This window comes from Shewanella sp. SM95, assembly GCF_025653595.1.
Lineage (GTDB): Bacteria > Pseudomonadota > Gammaproteobacteria > Enterobacterales > Shewanellaceae > Shewanella > Shewanella oncorhynchi.
This window is the reverse complement of sequence record NZ_JAKKSE010000001.1, coordinates 223,250-240,012: the sequence shown is the minus strand read 5'-3', so window position 1 is coordinate 240,012 and position 16,763 is coordinate 223,250. Positions and strand designations below refer to the sequence as shown.

Here is a 16,763-nt window from a genome sequence, read left to right as displayed (position 1 = left end):
GGCTAACCAAGTTTAGTGCTTGTTAATATAAAGGGAGCCTAGCTCCCTTTATTCTTTTAGAATGCGGATGACTCAGAACCCTCTGAAACTCGCATTTTCAGGTTGCTTGGGTATATACTCACCCGCCGTAATAGAGGTAAGTTATGACACAGAGCTACACACTCTCACTCGCGCACATTAATGACACCCATTCGAATTTTGAACCCTGCCGCGTCCAATTTAGCCTTAACATAGGCCAACATAAGCTAGATGTGACCAGCCATAGCGGTGGTTATGCCCGCATCGGCCATCACATCACAAAAGCGCGTCACACCGCTGCACAAACTAATACGCCTTTTATTTTCCTGCATGGTGGTGACAGCTTCCAGGGCACGCTGTATTTCAGCCATTTTAAAGGTAAGGCCAACGCCCACTTACTCAATCTGTTGGCACCTGATGCTATGGTCATTGGCAACCACGATATCGATGAAGGTAACGCCAGACTTGCCGAGTTTGCCAAGCAAATTGATTTCCCATTGCTTGCGGGCAATATGGATTTAAGCCAAGAAGATCTCAACAAACCCGGTTGTCTGCGGGGTTTGCCTAATATCTTGGATTATGATCATGAGCAAAAACGCGCGAAATACCTGCTTAAGCCCTTCCACGATAAGACATTAGCCATTGTCGGTATTACCTTAGATCAGATGAAAGAGATCGCTCGTCCCGATCCCGACACCCATTTTGTCGATGCTATCGCCACTACCGCGCGCACGGTTGAGCACCTTAAAAATCAAGGTATTAAGCATATTATCGTGCTCAGTCACTTAGGCTTAGATCAGGATAAACGCCTCGCGGCCGAAGTCGATGGTATTAGCCTTATCGTCGGCGGTCACACGCATACGCTACAGGGGGATTTTCGCGCCTTAGGTTTGAGCAACCTGCCCTACGGTGAAGTCATCAATAACACGCCCATAGTGCATGCGGGTAAGTATGCCGAAGTCGTCGGCTTGGCCGAGGTAGTATTTGACGCTGAAGGTAAAATGCTGAGCTTAACAGGCGGCAACTACTTCATGCTAGATCAACACTTTATCTTAAGTGCTAACACGGCAGTCGATAACCAAGATTACCAAGCTGTGCGCCAGCAGCTTAATCAGCATCCGAATATCTTTTGGGATGATGCCGATGCCGATATCGATGGCGTGATCCGAGATATCTACAAACCCGCTATCGCAGAGATGGAAAACAAAGTGTTAGCACTGGTGCCGAAGAACTTAGTCCATACCCGCTTACCCTCTAAAGCCCTGCCCCACGGCAGTGAAATAGCACCTTGGGTGAGTCGCAGCATGTTCCAAGAAGCCAAACTGGTCGACCCTAGGGTGAACTTTGCTCTGCATAATGCCGGCGGTGTACGCCAGTCAGTGGCCCAAGGTCAGTTGACGCTAGCGGATGTGATGGGGCAGTTGCTGCCCTTCGAATTGCCATTAGTTAAATATGAAATTCAAGGCCAGTTCCTCTATCAAGCGCTCGAATCGGCGATTAACGCGGCAACCAACAACAGTGTCCGTGGTACAGGTGCTGGAAGCTTCCCCTACACTTACGGCCTACGGTATTACTACGATGGGCGACGCCCACTGGGTGAGCGTTTATTTAGATTGGAGATGATGCAGCAGGACAGCCAATCACTATGGTATCCCGTTGAACCTGAGTCACTTTACGTAGGAGTTTCAACATCTTATACCGCCGCTGGTAAAGAAGGTTATTCTCCATTGCTGCAAGCCCGCTGGCAGGAGTCGATGGAGTCACTGACTTTGCCACAGGCCTTTATTCGATTCTTGAATCGCTCACCGAATCTGTCTGATTTATTGTCACAGCATGTGCATTACACCAGCCACAGCCAACGTATAGGTTAGGCGCTATGCTCCTCATGGCGTAAGCATTAATGCTGTGAGGAACAAAGTGAGTGGCTGCTTACAAAGCACTAACCAAACCTGAGCTTAAAATTGCCAATCACATTGCGGTAAACGTGCAGTAAACCAATCCTGCGCCTTGCCTTCAGCATATTTACGCCATGCCATAAACACAGCTTGAGTTGGGCGCGGCATTTCCACATGACAAGCCACTAGGCTTCCCGCCGCCAACGCATCTAAGATCAAGTGCTTTGGAATGTAACCCACACCTAATCCCAATTGCTGCGCCTTAATTTTGGTCTGCATGTTCGGCACACGGATCACTTGGCGACTATCAAATAAACCACTTGATCGCTGTGCTAGGGCAGTCGAACTATCTGCCACCACAATAGAAGGAAATTGCAGCAATGCCTCGGTCGGAATTGGACCTGCATGTTGCGCCAATGGGTGCGCGGGATTTAAAGCAAATACAAACTCCAACTCCCCAATTTCAACCACATGATATTGGCCTTTGGGCAACTCCCCTGTTACGCCGATAGCGATATCGGCACGGCCAGAATAGAGCGCATCCCAACCACCACCTAAGGACTCTTCGCTGATATTCACAGTCACTTGCTTACCCAGCTCAGTAAACTCACCAATCAACTGCAGCAGAGGTAAATCCGGCACCACTGTATCTATAGCTAAGGTCAATGAAGACTCCCAGCCTGTCTCGAGTTGACGCACCGCCTCTTCGAGCCTTGATGTTGCCGCAAGGATTTCTCGGCCTTGGCGCAGTACAAGTTGACCGACTAAGGTCAGCTCGGCGCGCTGGCCCTTACGTTCAAATAATTTTGTGCCTAAATCGCTTTCCAGTTTCTGCACTGTGTAGGTCAGTGCCGACGGCACCCGAAACAAAGACTCGGCAGCAGCGGAAAAACTGCCTTTCTTATCAATGGCATCGAGCACGATTAATCCATCGAGACTAATAGATGGCAACATAAAAACCTCATATTCAAATTATTTGAAGTAGACATTGAAAATGTTCCGATTTTCTTTGCCAAAGGTCAAGTCTACACTGCTTAGCAATGGAGAGGTTCTGCGGAACTACAGCCAAACTGACTTAAGACTGAGTGAACAATACACTTAACTATTCGTTAAATAATTTGAAATGAGGAATATCCCATGAAAGCACTGATCACAAAAACACTGAAATCAGCCCCGAGTTTTGCCCCACTGGCACTGCGCATTCCTATCGGGATCATCTTAATCGCCCATGGTTCACAAAAACTGTTTGGCTGGTTTGGCGGTTACGGCTTAGAAGGCACTGGACAATGGATGGCATCCATTGGTTTGACGCCAGGTTACTTAATGGCATTGATGGCAGGTTCAAGTGAATTCTTCGGCGGCCTATTCCTATTACTCGGCCTGCTGACTCGCCCAACGGCCCTCGTCTTGTCATTCACTATGGTTGTGGCGATTTTCTCGGTACATATAGGCAACGGTCTGTTCCTTGCCAATAACGGTTACGAATTTGGTCTCGCCCTATTAGCAGCCACAGTCTCATTGACGGTATCAGGTGCTGGCAAATTCGCTGTCGATAACGTATTCGCTAACCGCATCAAATAAAGGGGAAAGCAAGATGATCACATTAAGAAAAGCACAAGATCGCGGTCAAGCAGACTTAGGCTGGCTAAAGAGTCAACATACCTTCTCTTTCTCTAGCTACTATGACCCAGAGCACATGGGGATATCATCCCTAAGAGTCATCAACGATGACAGAGTGGCACCCAGCGCAGGTTTTGATACCCATGGTCATAAAGACATGGAGATCATCAGTTACGTGATATCCGGCACTATCGCCCACAAGGATAGCTTCGGCAATATCAAAACCTTACCCGCAGGTGAGTTTCAATTGATGTCCGCAGGTAAAGGCATTTACCACAGCGAGTTTAATGCCTCTAAAACCGAGCCACTGCACTTTTTACAGATTTGGATCCGCCCAGATACTTTAGGCATAGATGCGGGCTATCAGCAAAAAGCATTTGAGCAAAGCTCACCACTGACGGCTGTAGTGACACCAAACGGTGAAAATGGCACGCTCAAAGTGCAACAAGATGCGACCCTATATCGTTTAGTGTTGAGTGAAGGCGAAAAAGTAACGATGAGTAGAAACGCCGCTCAAGCAAATCGTCATCTGTATGTTCAATTGATTGAAGGTACGTTGGATATCAATGGCACAACACTCACGGCTGGGGACGGCGCACATCTGACACAACTCGCGAGTGTCGACTTTACTGCAACAAGCGACCCAGTTATCGCATTAGTGTTCGATTTATCGCCTAACGCATAATACAAGTGATTTAGCAAAGCGATTCAATAATGCGGCTTCACTATTTATTAGTTATTGGTTATTGGTTATTCGCAAACTACCAAGCAAACGATTGAGTAAGTGATTACATGCCAGCTTAATAAGCACTCACCTAGAAGCACTGCCACAAGTCATCTTTGGCAGTGTTTTTTATTGGCGCTTCTATGGCGATGTTATAAAGCAGTGCTAACGGCTTCGTTTAGCTACCAGAACAGCCCTTGATAAGCTGAGTTAGAGGGCGAGCGTCATGCTGAAGTTAACCAACACTTGAGCTTGGCCCTGTGCTTTATCCGCCGCATTCAAAAAACGCTTATGTTCATTACGACGAATACTGCGAAATCCCTGTTTCTCAAAAAAAGGCCGCGCGAGATAGGATGCTTCAACCGTTAATCGTTTCAGCGCTAAGATTTTAACTTCTTCAAACAACGCAAAATACAAAGAGGTAGCCACCCCAGAACGGGCATATTCTGGATGAACAAACAAACATTCCACTTCAGCAGCGGCTTCAACATCGCTGTCGGCGCCTATCTTAAGATTGATAAAACCCACCAGGATATTATCGGTTTCGGCAACCCAAATAGTGGTTCCCTGTAAGCGTTCAAGCCAATAGTTCTCACTGCGGATCTCACCTTCGATATAAGCCCAAGCAGAGCGCTCGGCAAACGAGTAAAACTCGCCAGAGCCTTGCATTACACTCGCCTCAAAGATTGCCGCCAACTGCGAGACATCCGATGGCGTAAATAGTCGAATCTTCATTCTCTGCCCTCCATCTTGAATCATTAATTGACTTAGATTAACCGAATTCTAATTTAAGCTAAACAGTGCTTATTTAGTTAAATAGTGTCACTAAACGGCGTTAAGCTAATGTTTTACTGTGGAATACCTTACATCACTTTCTAGCTGAAACCATAGTAAACGCGCGTTAAATATTCTTTCCTATATTCTTTTCCATATAGAAACCGGGGATCACTTGCCCAAGTTTTTGCTGATAACTGCGCTGTATTTGAATAAATCCCATCCGAGTAAACAAGCCTTTAGAGAGATAAGATGCGTCCAAGCTCAAGCGCACATAGCCTTGTGCCTTAGCCCAAGCTTCTAAAACAAGATAAGCGCGCTCACCTAATCCCTGACCTTGATAATCTGGATGTATATATAAGCTATCTAAGTAACCTTGACGGGGGAAATGGGTTTCGACATTGATAAAACCGCAACAAACAGAAGAAGCAGTCGCTTCATCTATGGCTAAAACCACCCACGCCTTCGAGCGACGTAACCGTAAATCCCAATGTTTAGCCGATCTTGGCGCCGCAGACCAAGCCATAAGCTGCGCCTGCGCATAACGAACATGGGTAATGCTGTGCACGCAAAGGTGAAATAACTCACTCACTTCACGTGCATAACATGACTGATAAGGCTGGATCTCGAACTGTTCAAACGCCATCACTTGAGTGATCCCCTGCTGAGTAATAACGGCTAGAAAAATAGCCGCTATTTTGCCGCCTTTGTCCCCATCGAGATAGTCACAAACTCAGATTTAGCGGCATTGAACGCTAAAAACAAAAACGGCCTCGAAAGTATCGAAGCCGTTGAATTACAGAGGCGCTCAGGTTAGCGCACTCGATACTGCTGACTATTTCTTATCGATTTGGCCAACAAATAACAGTTTATCAAAGGTGCGGTTCAAGGTTTTGCTGGTGAATTCGTTCATCCACATTTGCTCAACCACAGCCACTTTATCGCCTTTGCTCACTTCAGTTTGAGGACCCGCGGCCCAAAAAGTGGTATCAGCTTCTTTAATCTGTACGTAGGTGTAACCGCCACCGTTCATCGTATCAACAACAGTACCTTCGTGGGTGACACCCTGAGCCCAAGCACTTGACATGCCTAACGCTAAAGTCGCTACTGCCGCTAATTTTACCCATTTTGCCATCATGCCTGCGTTCCTTTTGTTTTGCTAATATGCTGCATTAAAGCATGCTAAAAACAATAAATCGCTAATCTCTATCACGAAATACAACACTTATCGCAAAAGCAGTATTTTTCTTAAAAGAAGGGAACTCATTTCAACAGCGGTTTTAGCATGCCTTCTAAGCCATTAAGTTTGATTTCGTACATTAGGGCTAATTGCTCACCAAGTTTCCCCTGAGGAAAACCTTGCTTATGGAACCACACCAGATAAGGTTCGGGTAGTTCGAGCAACTTACGTCCAGCGTACTTACCAAAGGGCATTTTTTGATTAACAGCATCAATAAGGAGTTGCTGATCCATAGGTTGTTATCTCATACAGAACGTCACGATAATCCTACGGATGCTACAACATAAGCGAACGAATGTCGCCGTTAACTCACGCAAAAGTGACGATATACCCAAGGGCTTAAATACGCGCTAGCTAACACCTAAAAGGCATTCTCACATGAATATCAAGCGATAATTTTTAACAAATTAGGCCCTAAATTAGCGCAGGGAGCATACTGAAAACCATATTCACTACATAAGCGCTCATGCTCACCATGGGCGGTCATACTGACACAAGTTCCCGCACTCGCATGGTCATCAACAAAGGCCATCACCCGCTCAAGTATTATCTTTGCTAGCCCATAGGATTGGTATTCGGGTAAGACAATAAAATCTTCAATCATCAAATGCCCGGGCTTGTTGCCATAAACACACGCCGTTGCCAATAGATTAGACTTAGCGGCCCCAGCGCCGGCATGCTCCAATTCAGTCTTGTCACTTAATCGAATAGAGACCCAGAACAATGCCTGTACATCCGCAAGTTCAACGCCAATAGAAGGGAGGCCAACTGTGGCCCGCAGATTAAGTAGTTCATGAAATAACGGTGCAGTTTCAACGAGTTCAAACTTAATAGGCATAATAGTTTTGATATCCATTTGGCATCCCTTCTCCATGGTTGAAATTTCAAGCGATTTAGACGTCAGTCTATAGAGATGATAAAGCCAGCATTTGGCAGTTTGATGACAAGTGCCTCACCAAACAAGACCACTTTCGACTGAGAAGCTGATAATTTACTCAGATCATTAAATAACATTTAGAAATATAAAATTAACATTTGTACCAAGGAAGAAATAAAAAACTACACCCTAAATTCTATGCACAGTTACCGATCACCACAAACAAACCTTTTAGCAGACGGATAACAGATAAAACAATGTAAAACCAATAAGATAAAAAACATTTTTATAAATTCCTCGTCTTATCTTTTTTGTCAAATTAACGGCATATGACCAAATACTGACAAAAAAACGCCTACGACAATTTAATTAAAAAACGTCAAAAAATCAGCCAATTGACCGAGATTAACATTAGGTTTACATTCGATTTCGGACATCAATGCGGATAGCTCCAAACACATCAACTCGCTGCACAAGGGTCATCAAAAGAATTAAGGAATGCGTCATGATAGTCTTAATCGGTGGAGAAAAAGGCGGCAGCGGTAAAAGTTGCTTGGCCCAAAATATAGCTGTATTTCTAACCACAGAATGTAGCGCCTCAGTCATTATGGTGGACTGCGATCCCCAGCGCACCACCTCTGACTGGATCCATGCAAGAAACAACAATCCGCAACTTGCCAGCATCAATTGCGTGCAACTTTACGGTAAGATCCGTAATGACTTACTCAGTCTTGAGCAACACTATGATGTCGTTCTCGTCGACTGCGGTGGTCAAGATAACCTAGCGCTACGAGCAACCATGTCAGTCGCCGCTTACATTTTAATGCCCTTAAGACCTAAGCGCCGCGATTTAAAAACCGTGTGTCACATGGACGATATCGTCGCGACGTGTAAGATGATTAATCCCAAGTTACAGGCTTCTTTTGTGATCACCCAATGTCCAAGTCTCCCCAATCAAGCTAACCGAATTTTAGAGGCCAAAGAAGTCTGTAAAACCTATGATATCCATGTCCTTGACGCGATAACATATTGCCGCAATGTTTATGATGACAGTGAAGAATCAGGATTATCGGTAATTGAAATCGAGCCCACAGGAAAAGCAGCCGAAGAAATTCGCACTATCGCCTGCGAACTATTCCAAGTCGATTGTGCTGCCAGCTTAGCCAATCTCCTACATCCCGCGATACACGCTCAGGGGGTGAGTCAAATGCATCATCATTTGACCCATCAAACTCAATCCACTCACACGACTACTCAACGAAGGGGGCAAAATGGGACTCAGCGATCTCAAGAAAAACGCTATGTCATCTAGCTGCTTACAGCACTCGCTTTCGTTAGATGAGTTTATTGAAGCGGCAAACTTGTACGCAATGGGACAAAGTCTGAATAAGATAAAAAGCAATCTAGATCATAAAGCAGATGCAACTGTCACAAAAACCACAGACACAACTGACATGGCGCGGAGCCATTCCAATGTGTTGAGCTTGCACAAACAAAGCCTAGAAATAGACGTATTATTCCCGGCAAAAGTAGAAACTAAAACACACTATCGCAAAGCAACATTTTCCCTCAGTGAAGCGGCTATAACCCATCTTGCTACACTGGCAGAAGAAAGCAGTATATCCAAATCAAAGCTGCTCCGACTCTTGATTGAACAACACTTCGATCTACCTATTGCTTTGAGGCAATTACGAGAACAACAACGCCAAAACCGTTAACGATTCACACTACTCCCACCCTTTTCCGGTAACTTAGCTAAGATCGAGTTACCGGCTTTTTGCTCAAAAAGTAAAAAAACACAATAAAAACCATCATAAAATCGCGGCATAAGTTCTGATCCCACCTATCCTTAAATATACATAATGCTGAATTAATGATATTAACTCAGAGTCAATACGTAACATTAAGGTATTATTTTTGTTAAACCGGATCAGATTTATTTTTCTTTGTTTAACCGCAGCGATAATGATGCCTTGTTACGCAGAATTTTCATTGGCACAAATCCCGCCGCTAACAAACAAAACCCCCATCACTTTGGTCGCTGAAAAAGGATTTTGGACTGACTATTTAACCCAAGAAATGTTACCTAAATTCACCGCAAAAACCGGCGTAAAAGTGCAAGTGGTCAGTACTGAATTAGAGGATATGTTTAACTTACAGACCCAGAATTTACTTCAAGGTTCAGGCAAATACGATTTACTCACAATGGAAGCGGGCTGGGCTAAAGAATGGGCTGCCAATGGTTATACAGTGCCCTTAATTGAACTCGCTAAACTTTACGATCCCGATGGCGAAAAGGCCATGGAGAAATACCTAGAACCCTATTACCCATCGCTACTTAACATCTTGTCCTATCAAGGTGAAATCCATGCTATTCCCTATAACAATTATGTTATGGGGAATCATTATCGAGCAGATCTCTTTGATAATAAAACTGAAAAAGCTCACTTTCTGCGTCAGTTTGGCTATCCACTCGCACCAGCAAAAACCTTAACAGAGTTACGAGATCAAGCTCAGTTCTTCACTCGTAAAGCAGGCACTACATTGGCGGATAAAATACTGACTCATGACTTTTACGGTCTAGCGCTAATGTCGGGTGATAAGCCACATATTAACGATGAATTCTCTAGCATGATTTGGAGCTTAGGTGGCACTTGGATGCAGCCCGTCTATAACAGCCAGAAACAGATCTCCCATTTTGAAGTGCCTACCATCAACCATGAAGCCATTGAAGCGGCCAAGCAATATCGCGAATTAATGCCCTATGCCGTTCCCGCTAACGAGCAGTTTGCTTTCAATGAAGCAGCTAATGCTATTGCAACAGGTCAAGCAGCAATGTGGCCTTTTGCCTACAATAATCTGTGGTATAAATCCTTTAAAGTTGAACAGAACATTCTCGGCGCGCGTCTAGCCGTAAGCCAAGTGCCTGGCGGTTATCCCTACAATGGCGCTTATGCCTTTGCCGTTAGCTACGACAGCAAAAACCCTCAAGCTGCCTATTGGCTGCTCAAATATATGGGCACCTATGAGGCACAACATGCCTATGCTATGGGGGGTGGTAATCCCTGTCGTATGGATGTAGTAACAGCCCCAGAATTTAAAGATGAATCTTTAAGAGGCATAGCTGGCGCATTTGAGGCAAGCCACATAGCCAATATGTTTTGGTCTACTAAGGTCTTATCCTTTGGGCATTTCACCAGTACTGCCATGGGACAAATTTACCCTGAACTCAGCCACGCCTGTTTTAGCGCAAGCCGCAGACCCGCTAACAGTGAAGATATTTTCATTAAATTAAGTGCAGAGATAAAATACCTCCAAAATACCTATGGAGAGGTACCTGCTATTGACAAAGAAAATAATGCCAAGCACTAAACCACTGAAAAGTTTGAAACAAAAAATAACCTCAGCCTTCTATATCATAGTGGGCATGGCGCTATTAAATGGTGTTGTCGCCATACTACTGTCACAGCAACTCAAATCAGAAATTGAACACTTAGTCGGGGTCGATGTGGTAAAAGTCACCACTGCGCTGCAACTGGCAAAAAACAGTGAAAAACTACAAATCATTACTGCACGATTGAATAATTATTATGATGAAAAACAAAGAACTAGCCTATTAGACGAACTTTCTGCACAATGGGAATTACTCATCAATGACTCACGACTACTGGCCTCAATAGAAACTTCTACTGTCAATAAGCAAGAATTAAATCACGCCTTAGATACTCAACTGTATTACTTACAACAACTGCCATTACTCAACACGTTAACCGATACTGCCTTACAAGCCAATTCACAGGCTTCCAATATTCAAGCCAACTTAACGTCAATGGCGTCGGGATTTAGCGATGAAATGCAAACCCAATTTCAGCGTATTAATACGGACTCTGAACGTCAGCTTAAGCTGAGAAACGTTGACCAGATTGCTTTAAATATCAATACAAATCAGCAGCTATCTTTATTTAGTCATCTAGGAGAACACTTATTTACCCAGTTAACTCAAGTGAATATCATCGACAATCTAGTTGAACTAAACCAAACCCAAAGAGATGCTATGCGACTGCTGTTAAGCATGGAGGCTATGCTTGATAGTATCGGTGGCGATAAAAACTTATATTTTAATTTGTTATCACAAATAAAACAGACCATGGTCGGTGAAGACAACCTCTTTGAACTTTCTCGCAAAGCAATTAGAAGCACTCATATCGCCAATGCGCATTTAGAATACCAAGCTGATGCCGCACAAATCGTTGCGACCTATACGCAGGATCTCGTTAACCAAGTTGAAAATGAAATTCAGCAAACAGGCCGCGAACTTAAAAACGATAGCACCGCATTTATCGTATTAATTTTCTGCAGTGGCATCTTATATTGCTTCTTCATCTGGCTCACCAGTTGGCACTTTATCACTAAGGGAATCATCAAGCCTGTCATGGCGACTCGAGATGCAATGAATGCCATTGCCAATGAAAAACTCGACGCCAGAATGCCTGTCACTGATAACTTAGAGCTCCAGCAAATGGTGAGCTCCTTAGAGACATTAAAAAGCTATGCAGCTCAGGTTAAAGGCATGGCCGAAACCGACGGATTAACTGGCTGCTATAATCGCCGCTATTTAGATTTACAACTCCAAAAAGAATTAGAGTATGCAAGGGACCACAACATGCCCCTAGGTATAATTCTGTTTGATATTGATAATTTTAAACAATTTAACGACAGGTATGGTCATGTCGCAGGCGATCAATGTCTTAAGAAAATCGTTAATGCCACCAAATCGATCTTGAAACAACCCACTTACATGCTTGCCCGCTATGGCGGAGAGGAGTTCATGATAGTACTGCCATCGAGCAATCTCGAGGAGGTATATCATTTTGCTGAAGTATTACGCAATAAAATCATCAACTTAAGTATACCACATGAAGACTCCCCCCATGACGGCATACTGACCATCAGCGCTGGTATTACTTGCTGGGAGCGATCACAACCTATGGATACGAATAGCTTAATTAATCAAGCTGATGAGGCTCTCTATCACGCCAAACTAACAGGTCGTAATCGTACAGAGACACGACTAAACCAGCCAGTTCGCTATTCCTAACCATAAAATGCGGCGACTGTTCAGTTTCTTTTTTCACCAGAGGATTGAGTTACGCTGACTTCACCCCCATTAGCTAATACTAAGTTAATCAGGATAAAGTCAGGGAAGTATGCTCGCTATTGTTATCACGCTTATCCTAGGAATTGGCGCAATTACCTGGCTACTGTCGAGTCGTTGGCGCAGGACCTTACATCGTCGACGAGTCACGATGAAACCTTTTCCAAAAGAATGGCGCAGCATTCTCAAAAAAAGACTGCCTTACTTCCATGCTCTACCCGCAGATCTACAACTGCAACTCAAACGGCATATCCAAATTTTCATCGATGAAAAAGTCTTTATCGGCTGCGATAATTTTGAGATCACGGATGAAGTAAGAGTCACAATCGCGGCCCAAGCCTGTCTACTGCTACTCAATCGTAAAACCGACTTTTACCCCAAACTGAAACAGATTTTGGTCTATCCCGATGCCTTTATCGTCAATAATCAACATAAAGACACTAGCGGTATCGTGTGGGAACAACGCAATGTGCTGGCAGGGGAATCATGGGAATACGGTAAAGTTGTGCTCTCATGGAGAAATACTTTAGACGGCGCCGCCGATCCCCATGATGGTAATAATGTCGTAATCCATGAGTTTGCCCATCAGCTCGATCAAGAAGATGGCCAAGCCAATGGCGCACCCATTCTGCAGCATTTTGCCGACTACAGCACTTGGTCTGAAGTGCTAAGTAGGGAATTTACCCAATTACAACACTGTGCAAATTTTGGCACACCCTCATTATTTAATTATTATGGTGCAACTAATCCCGCTGAGTTTTTTGCCGTCATCACCGAAGTCTTTTTTGAGAAACCAGAGGATTTTTACCAACAACACCCAGACTTGTATCGGGAACTAAGCCGCTTTTATCAACTCGATCCGATAAACTGGCATTAACCCATAAAAGTAGAGGCACGCAAATGCTCAAAGACACTCATGCATTCTCAGTTAAAGGTTCCAATATTAATCGCGCTACCTTGGGGTTACTGCTCAGCGCGTTAATGCTTGGCGGCCTTAATGTAAGCGTACAGGCACAGGACTCGCCAACACAAAGCGCTCAAACGACTTCGAATCCTGATCAACAAGCTGCGGCTCACGTATTAGATTTACTCAACCAATATTCAAGCGATGCCAATTGGGATAAATACTTTGCCCTGTACCGAAAAGACGGCATTTTTATTGGCACGGATGCGAGTGAGCGCTGGGGAATGGCGGAATTTGAACGTTACTCCCGCCCCACAAAAGGTTGGCGCTATGATTTAACTGAGCGTCATTTAATCCAACACGGTAATGTCATATTGTTTGACGAGTTATTAAATAGTCCAGCCTATGGCGTCAGTCGAGGAACTGGCACTTTAATCAAAACCAATGGCAACTGGGAAATAGCGCAATACCATTTAAGCTTTCCCATTCCTAATGAGGTAGCTAAGCAAATAACTGCCGAGATTAAAGCCGCAAACAAACAATAGCGCAGCACTCCCCAAAATACGGTTTGAAAGAGTGCAATTTCGAAAGAATACAGCTTGAAATTAAATCGCTTAAAAAAGTAATCACTTAAGTTATATCGCTATCTCAGGGACACAGTAAAACACACATTAGCTAATTGGGAGAAGTGGATGAAACTTTGAAAATCCACGTCTTCAAATGCCCTTTCCGAAGGGCCCCTATCCGCATAATAAAACCCGATCACTTTACTATCGACTAATAATGGTGCTAATAAAAAGCCTTGACGTGACACATGTTGCGCTTGTAATTCTTTACACTGCTCTTGCCATTTCTTAGAGCTAGGATCATCTACCCAAAGCGGTAACTTATGCTCCATCGCTTGGTAAAATAATCCCCGCCTATCGCTCAAATCGATAATAAACTCTTGCTTAATGGCATCTGCATCACGACCTAATATCACTCTAGGTTGAAGTTGTTTACGGCTTGGTGACAATAACAGCACGCCACACCGGTCAACGCCAACGCCCTCAAGTATACCTTCGAGAACCGTTTGCATGATTTGGTTAAAATCGGCTTTATTAATGGCGAAGCCTGTTAATTCTCGTAGCTTAGCTAACTGAATATTCAAGTTAACTTGATAGACAGGCATATCTAATGAAATGGGAAGTGGAACAGGTTTAACTGTGACCATACGCTTAGGATCAGGTAGATAGTCTAGCAACACCTTAGCACCATATACTTCAGCTAACTTATGGGTCGCATTCGCGCAGCGTTGCATCCGCACCATAAACTCATTTTCTTCTAGTCCAGTAAAACTCGCCGCTTGCGTGATACGTTTCCCTAATTCCTGCTTATCAAGATTAGGCTGAGATAAAATATCGCAGAGCTTATCCGCAATAAAAATAGACCGAATTTCAGGTCTTTGGTCTTCAGGATTATTAACTGCATGGACCAACAGTTCTCCCAATCCCCAATTGCGAGCAATACTTTGAGTTAATAGTGAAAAAGAAGTGCCGAGGGCTTCGCGGGTTATACTTCGTTCCTCTGCTGGCGTTGCACATTCACGTAGTTTTAGATCTAACTCTTCGGTGAACTCACCACCAATACTCCAAAAAGCGCTCTCACCTATGTGATACAGTAAAGAGGCTATAAAAGCTTCCTCCTGCATTTCTTCGTCATAATGGCTCAACATCATCCGTGCAATCATGGCGGCTTGAAATGCTTTAGCCATCAACTTTATTAATCTTTGATATACGTTAGGTGCCAAATTTTTACTCTCTAACAAGCTTGAGAGTAACTTGGCTGTGATACAGATATTTCGCACTGCATCGAAACCAAGCACTATAGCCGCTCGGCTGACAGTAGAGATTTGGCTACTACCTTTATGGTAAATAGCGCTATTAGCAACTCGAAGAATACGAGAGGTTAAGGCGTTATCGTGCATCACGCTACGCCCGAGTAATGCGAGAGAGGAAACGTCATCCTTGGCGAGCTTTTCTAGCGATTTAACCGTCGAACACAGTGCTGGCATTTCCAATTCACTGATCCGATTTGTCCAATAATCGACCCCTTTATTAGTATTGTTATTAGGCTTCAACCTAAAGTTACCTTAGCGATATAATCTTGTTGTTTTTAGTATAGATAAACGCAAACATTTCGCCTGTTGTCTAAAGCTTGTTTTAGCAAATCATTCATTAATTGCTTAATAATTCAACATTAAGCAATATCTGCCGATAAAAATGCCCAAGACAAAGCTCGGGCATTTCAGTAAAACTGAAAATCAATCCACACTTAGGCTTTGAGGTACTGCTTAACAACACGCAACACTTTATCTATGTCCTGACGGCTGACATCTTTATGAGTCACAAGCCGAAGCGTACGCCCTGGGCTTATCAGGATGCCTTCCGCTCGACAGTGTTTAGCCAATAAGTTCGCATCAATATGGGATGCTAATGTAACAAATAACATATTAGTTTGTACTGCGGCTAAATTGACGTCGAACTCACTGAATTCTGCCAACTGCCGAGCTAAGTACGCTGCATTGTCATGATCTTCACTAAGCCGTTGTACTTGCTCAGTTAAAGCAAGCTTACCCGCAGCGGCAAGTATCCCAGCTTGACGCATGCCACCACCAAGCATTTTACGCCAACGAATGGCTTTCTTAATCAAGCGTTCATCACCTAAGAGTAATGAGCCGACTGGCGCACATAATCCTTTGGATAAACAAATCGACACTGAATCAAAGTGCGCCGTGATATCACTTATTGCAATATTCTGCGCAACCGCAGCATTGGCAACTCGCGCACCATCTAAATGAATTTTTAATCCGCGATTAAAGGCTAATGCCTGCGCGTCCGCCAAATAGCTTTGCGGGAGAACCTTACCGCCAATCGTATTCTCTAAACTAAGCAAACGAGTACGAGCAAAATGGATATCATCAGGCTTAATTGCGGCTTCAATGTCAGCTAATGCAATAGTGCCATCTAATTGATTAATTAAAGGTTGAGGTTGAATGCTGCCTAGGACAGCAGCGCCGCCGCCCTCGAACTTATAATTGTGAGCCTGCTGACCGCACAGGTACTCATCACCACGATCACAATGGGCCATCAAAGCCAATAAATTTGCTTGAGTACCCGAACAGGTAAATAATGCACTTTCAAAGCCAAACATCTCCGCAGCCATATCCTGCAAACTATTTACCGTAGGGTCATCACCGTAAACATCATCACCCACTTCGGCTCTGGACATGGCTAACCGCATGGCTGCTGTTGGCTGGGTAACAGTATCACTGCGTAAATCTATCATCTTGTCCTCAACTTAAAGTTTGGTTGGCGCATAATGGGCTCAAGACTCTAGCGCTAAAGGCTTATTTTGTATAGTTTATCGTCATACTTGTCGACAAATTTACCGATGTAGAACCTCGCATATACTTGAAACAAGTATCGACATACTGACATCTACTAATAAAAACATAAATATACTCAAGATCTTGCCGATATCTATCTGTCGATGTATGGACGCTTGTACGCGTTTA

Annotated in this window: 17 protein-coding genes; 9 read left to right on the top strand and 8 right to left on the bottom strand. The window is 44.0% G+C overall.

Annotated features, from left to right (window positions below; genetic code table 11):
• Positions 1-143: 143 nt before the first annotated feature.
• Positions 144-1,889 (top strand): bifunctional metallophosphatase/5'-nucleotidase, encoded by a 1,746-nt coding sequence (locus L5M29_RS01135; RefSeq protein ID WP_219250961.1) that lies wholly within the window; start codon positions 144-146, stop codon positions 1,887-1,889.
• A gap of 84 nt (positions 1,890-1,973) precedes the next feature.
• Here the strand turns inward: L5M29_RS01135 and L5M29_RS01130 are convergent, their stop codons facing one another.
• Positions 1,974-2,867: a LysR substrate-binding domain-containing protein gene (locus L5M29_RS01130; RefSeq protein ID WP_168824535.1), complete on the bottom strand. Its 894-nt coding sequence runs from the start codon at positions 2,865-2,867 to the stop codon at positions 1,974-1,976.
• Between the two features lie 183 nt (positions 2,868-3,050).
• On the opposite strand from L5M29_RS01130, the gene L5M29_RS01125 reads away from it, so the two are divergent.
• Positions 3,051-3,494, top strand: a complete 444-nt coding sequence (locus L5M29_RS01125) for a DoxX family protein (RefSeq protein WP_263148742.1) — start codon at positions 3,051-3,053, stop codon at positions 3,492-3,494.
• A gap of 13 nt (positions 3,495-3,507) precedes the next feature.
• Positions 3,508-4,218, top strand: a complete 711-nt coding sequence (locus L5M29_RS01120) for a pirin family protein (RefSeq protein ID WP_263165749.1) — start codon at positions 3,508-3,510, stop codon at positions 4,216-4,218.
• Positions 4,219-4,467: 249 nt separating this feature from the next.
• Here L5M29_RS01120 and L5M29_RS01115 read toward each other — a convergent pair whose 3' ends face one another.
• From L5M29_RS01115 to L5M29_RS01095, 5 genes are all read right to left on the bottom strand, one after another.
• Positions 4,468-4,992, bottom strand: coding sequence for a GNAT family N-acetyltransferase (locus tag L5M29_RS01115; RefSeq protein WP_263165748.1), 525 nt, complete (start codon positions 4,990-4,992; stop codon positions 4,468-4,470).
• Between the two features lie 166 nt (positions 4,993-5,158).
• On the bottom strand, positions 5,159-5,680 hold the full coding sequence (locus L5M29_RS01110; RefSeq protein ID WP_219250966.1) for a GNAT family N-acetyltransferase: 522 nt from the start codon (positions 5,678-5,680) through the stop codon (positions 5,159-5,161).
• Positions 5,681-5,866: 186 nt separating this feature from the next.
• A complete protein-coding gene (locus L5M29_RS01105; RefSeq protein ID WP_006082493.1) occupies positions 5,867-6,169 on the bottom strand; it encodes a hypothetical protein in 303 nt (100 codons plus the stop codon).
• Positions 6,170-6,294: 125 nt separating this feature from the next.
• On the bottom strand, positions 6,295-6,504 hold the full coding sequence (locus tag L5M29_RS01100) for a DUF3820 family protein (RefSeq protein ID WP_006082494.1): 210 nt from the start codon (positions 6,502-6,504) through the stop codon (positions 6,295-6,297).
• Between the two features lie 152 nt (positions 6,505-6,656).
• The gene (locus tag L5M29_RS01095) at positions 6,657-7,127 is read right to left on the bottom strand and encodes a GNAT family N-acetyltransferase (protein ID WP_105251887.1); all 471 of its coding nucleotides are present in this window, start codon (positions 7,125-7,127) and stop codon (positions 6,657-6,659) included.
• Positions 7,128-7,653: 526 nt separating this feature from the next.
• Here L5M29_RS01095 and L5M29_RS01090 point away from each other — a divergent pair.
• The 6 genes from L5M29_RS01090 (at position 7,654) to L5M29_RS01065 (ending at position 13,752) form a co-directional block, all read left to right on the top strand.
• The gene (locus L5M29_RS01090; protein WP_263165746.1) at positions 7,654-8,460 is read left to right on the top strand and encodes a division plane positioning ATPase MipZ; all 807 of its coding nucleotides are present in this window, start codon (positions 7,654-7,656) and stop codon (positions 8,458-8,460) included.
• On the top strand, positions 8,420-8,866 hold the full coding sequence (locus tag L5M29_RS01085) for a CopG family transcriptional regulator (protein ID WP_263165745.1): 447 nt from the start codon (positions 8,420-8,422) through the stop codon (positions 8,864-8,866). The genes L5M29_RS01090 and L5M29_RS01085 overlap by 41 nt, the downstream gene beginning before the upstream one ends.
• A gap of 250 nt (positions 8,867-9,116) precedes the next feature.
• Positions 9,117-10,520: an ABC transporter substrate-binding protein gene (locus L5M29_RS01080; protein ID WP_263166089.1), complete on the top strand. Its 1,404-nt coding sequence runs from the start codon at positions 9,117-9,119 to the stop codon at positions 10,518-10,520.
• Positions 10,507-12,246 (top strand): GGDEF domain-containing protein, encoded by a 1,740-nt coding sequence (locus L5M29_RS01075; protein ID WP_263165744.1) that lies wholly within the window; start codon positions 10,507-10,509, stop codon positions 12,244-12,246. The genes L5M29_RS01080 and L5M29_RS01075 overlap by 14 nt, the downstream gene beginning before the upstream one ends.
• A 109-nt stretch (positions 12,247-12,355) precedes the next feature.
• Positions 12,356-13,180, top strand: a complete 825-nt coding sequence (locus L5M29_RS01070) for a zinc-dependent peptidase (protein WP_263165742.1) — start codon at positions 12,356-12,358, stop codon at positions 13,178-13,180.
• 23 nt (positions 13,181-13,203) lie between these two features.
• The gene (locus L5M29_RS01065; RefSeq protein WP_105251882.1) at positions 13,204-13,752 is read left to right on the top strand and encodes a nuclear transport factor 2 family protein; all 549 of its coding nucleotides are present in this window, start codon (positions 13,204-13,206) and stop codon (positions 13,750-13,752) included.
• 98 nt (positions 13,753-13,850) lie between these two features.
• On the opposite strand, the gene L5M29_RS01060 is transcribed toward L5M29_RS01065, so the two are convergent.
• The gene (locus tag L5M29_RS01060; RefSeq protein WP_263165739.1) at positions 13,851-15,326 is read right to left on the bottom strand and encodes an HDOD domain-containing protein; all 1,476 of its coding nucleotides are present in this window, start codon (positions 15,324-15,326) and stop codon (positions 13,851-13,853) included.
• Positions 15,327-15,520: 194 nt separating this feature from the next.
• Entirely contained in the window at positions 15,521-16,534 is a 1,014-nt protein-coding gene (gene ltaE / locus L5M29_RS01055; RefSeq protein ID WP_263148737.1) for a low-specificity L-threonine aldolase, read from the bottom strand.
• Between the last annotated feature and the right edge of the window lie 229 nt (positions 16,535-16,763).

Coding starts and splice junctions, on each gene's coding strand:
- L5M29_RS01080 (WP_263166089.1), top strand. CDS start 9,117: ATGCCTTGTTACGCAGAATTTTCATTGGCACAAATCCCGCCGCTAACA.
- L5M29_RS01070 (WP_263165742.1), top strand. CDS start 12,356: ATGCTCGCTATTGTTATCACGCTTATCCTAGGAATTGGCGCAATTACC.
- ltaE (WP_263148737.1), bottom strand. CDS start 16,534: ATGATAGATTTACGCAGTGATACTGTTACCCAGCCAACAGCAGCCATG.
- L5M29_RS01075 (WP_263165744.1), top strand. CDS start 10,507: ATGCCAAGCACTAAACCACTGAAAAGTTTGAAACAAAAAATAACCTCA.
- L5M29_RS01135 (WP_219250961.1), top strand. CDS start 144: ATGACACAGAGCTACACACTCTCACTCGCGCACATTAATGACACCCAT.
- L5M29_RS01125 (WP_263148742.1), top strand. CDS start 3,051: ATGAAAGCACTGATCACAAAAACACTGAAATCAGCCCCGAGTTTTGCC.
- L5M29_RS01130 (WP_168824535.1), bottom strand. CDS start 2,867: ATGTTGCCATCTATTAGTCTCGATGGATTAATCGTGCTCGATGCCATT.
- L5M29_RS01095 (WP_105251887.1), bottom strand. CDS start 7,127: ATGGATATCAAAACTATTATGCCTATTAAGTTTGAACTCGTTGAAACT.
- L5M29_RS01100 (WP_006082494.1), bottom strand. CDS start 6,504: ATGGATCAGCAACTCCTTATTGATGCTGTTAATCAAAAAATGCCCTTT.
- L5M29_RS01065 (WP_105251882.1), top strand. CDS start 13,204: ATGCTCAAAGACACTCATGCATTCTCAGTTAAAGGTTCCAATATTAAT.
- L5M29_RS01090 (WP_263165746.1), top strand. CDS start 7,654: ATGATAGTCTTAATCGGTGGAGAAAAAGGCGGCAGCGGTAAAAGTTGC.
- L5M29_RS01115 (WP_263165748.1), bottom strand. CDS start 4,992: ATGAAGATTCGACTATTTACGCCATCGGATGTCTCGCAGTTGGCGGCA.
- L5M29_RS01085 (WP_263165745.1), top strand. CDS start 8,420: ATGGGACTCAGCGATCTCAAGAAAAACGCTATGTCATCTAGCTGCTTA.
- L5M29_RS01120 (WP_263165749.1), top strand. CDS start 3,508: ATGATCACATTAAGAAAAGCACAAGATCGCGGTCAAGCAGACTTAGGC.
- L5M29_RS01105 (WP_006082493.1), bottom strand. CDS start 6,169: ATGATGGCAAAATGGGTAAAATTAGCGGCAGTAGCGACTTTAGCGTTA.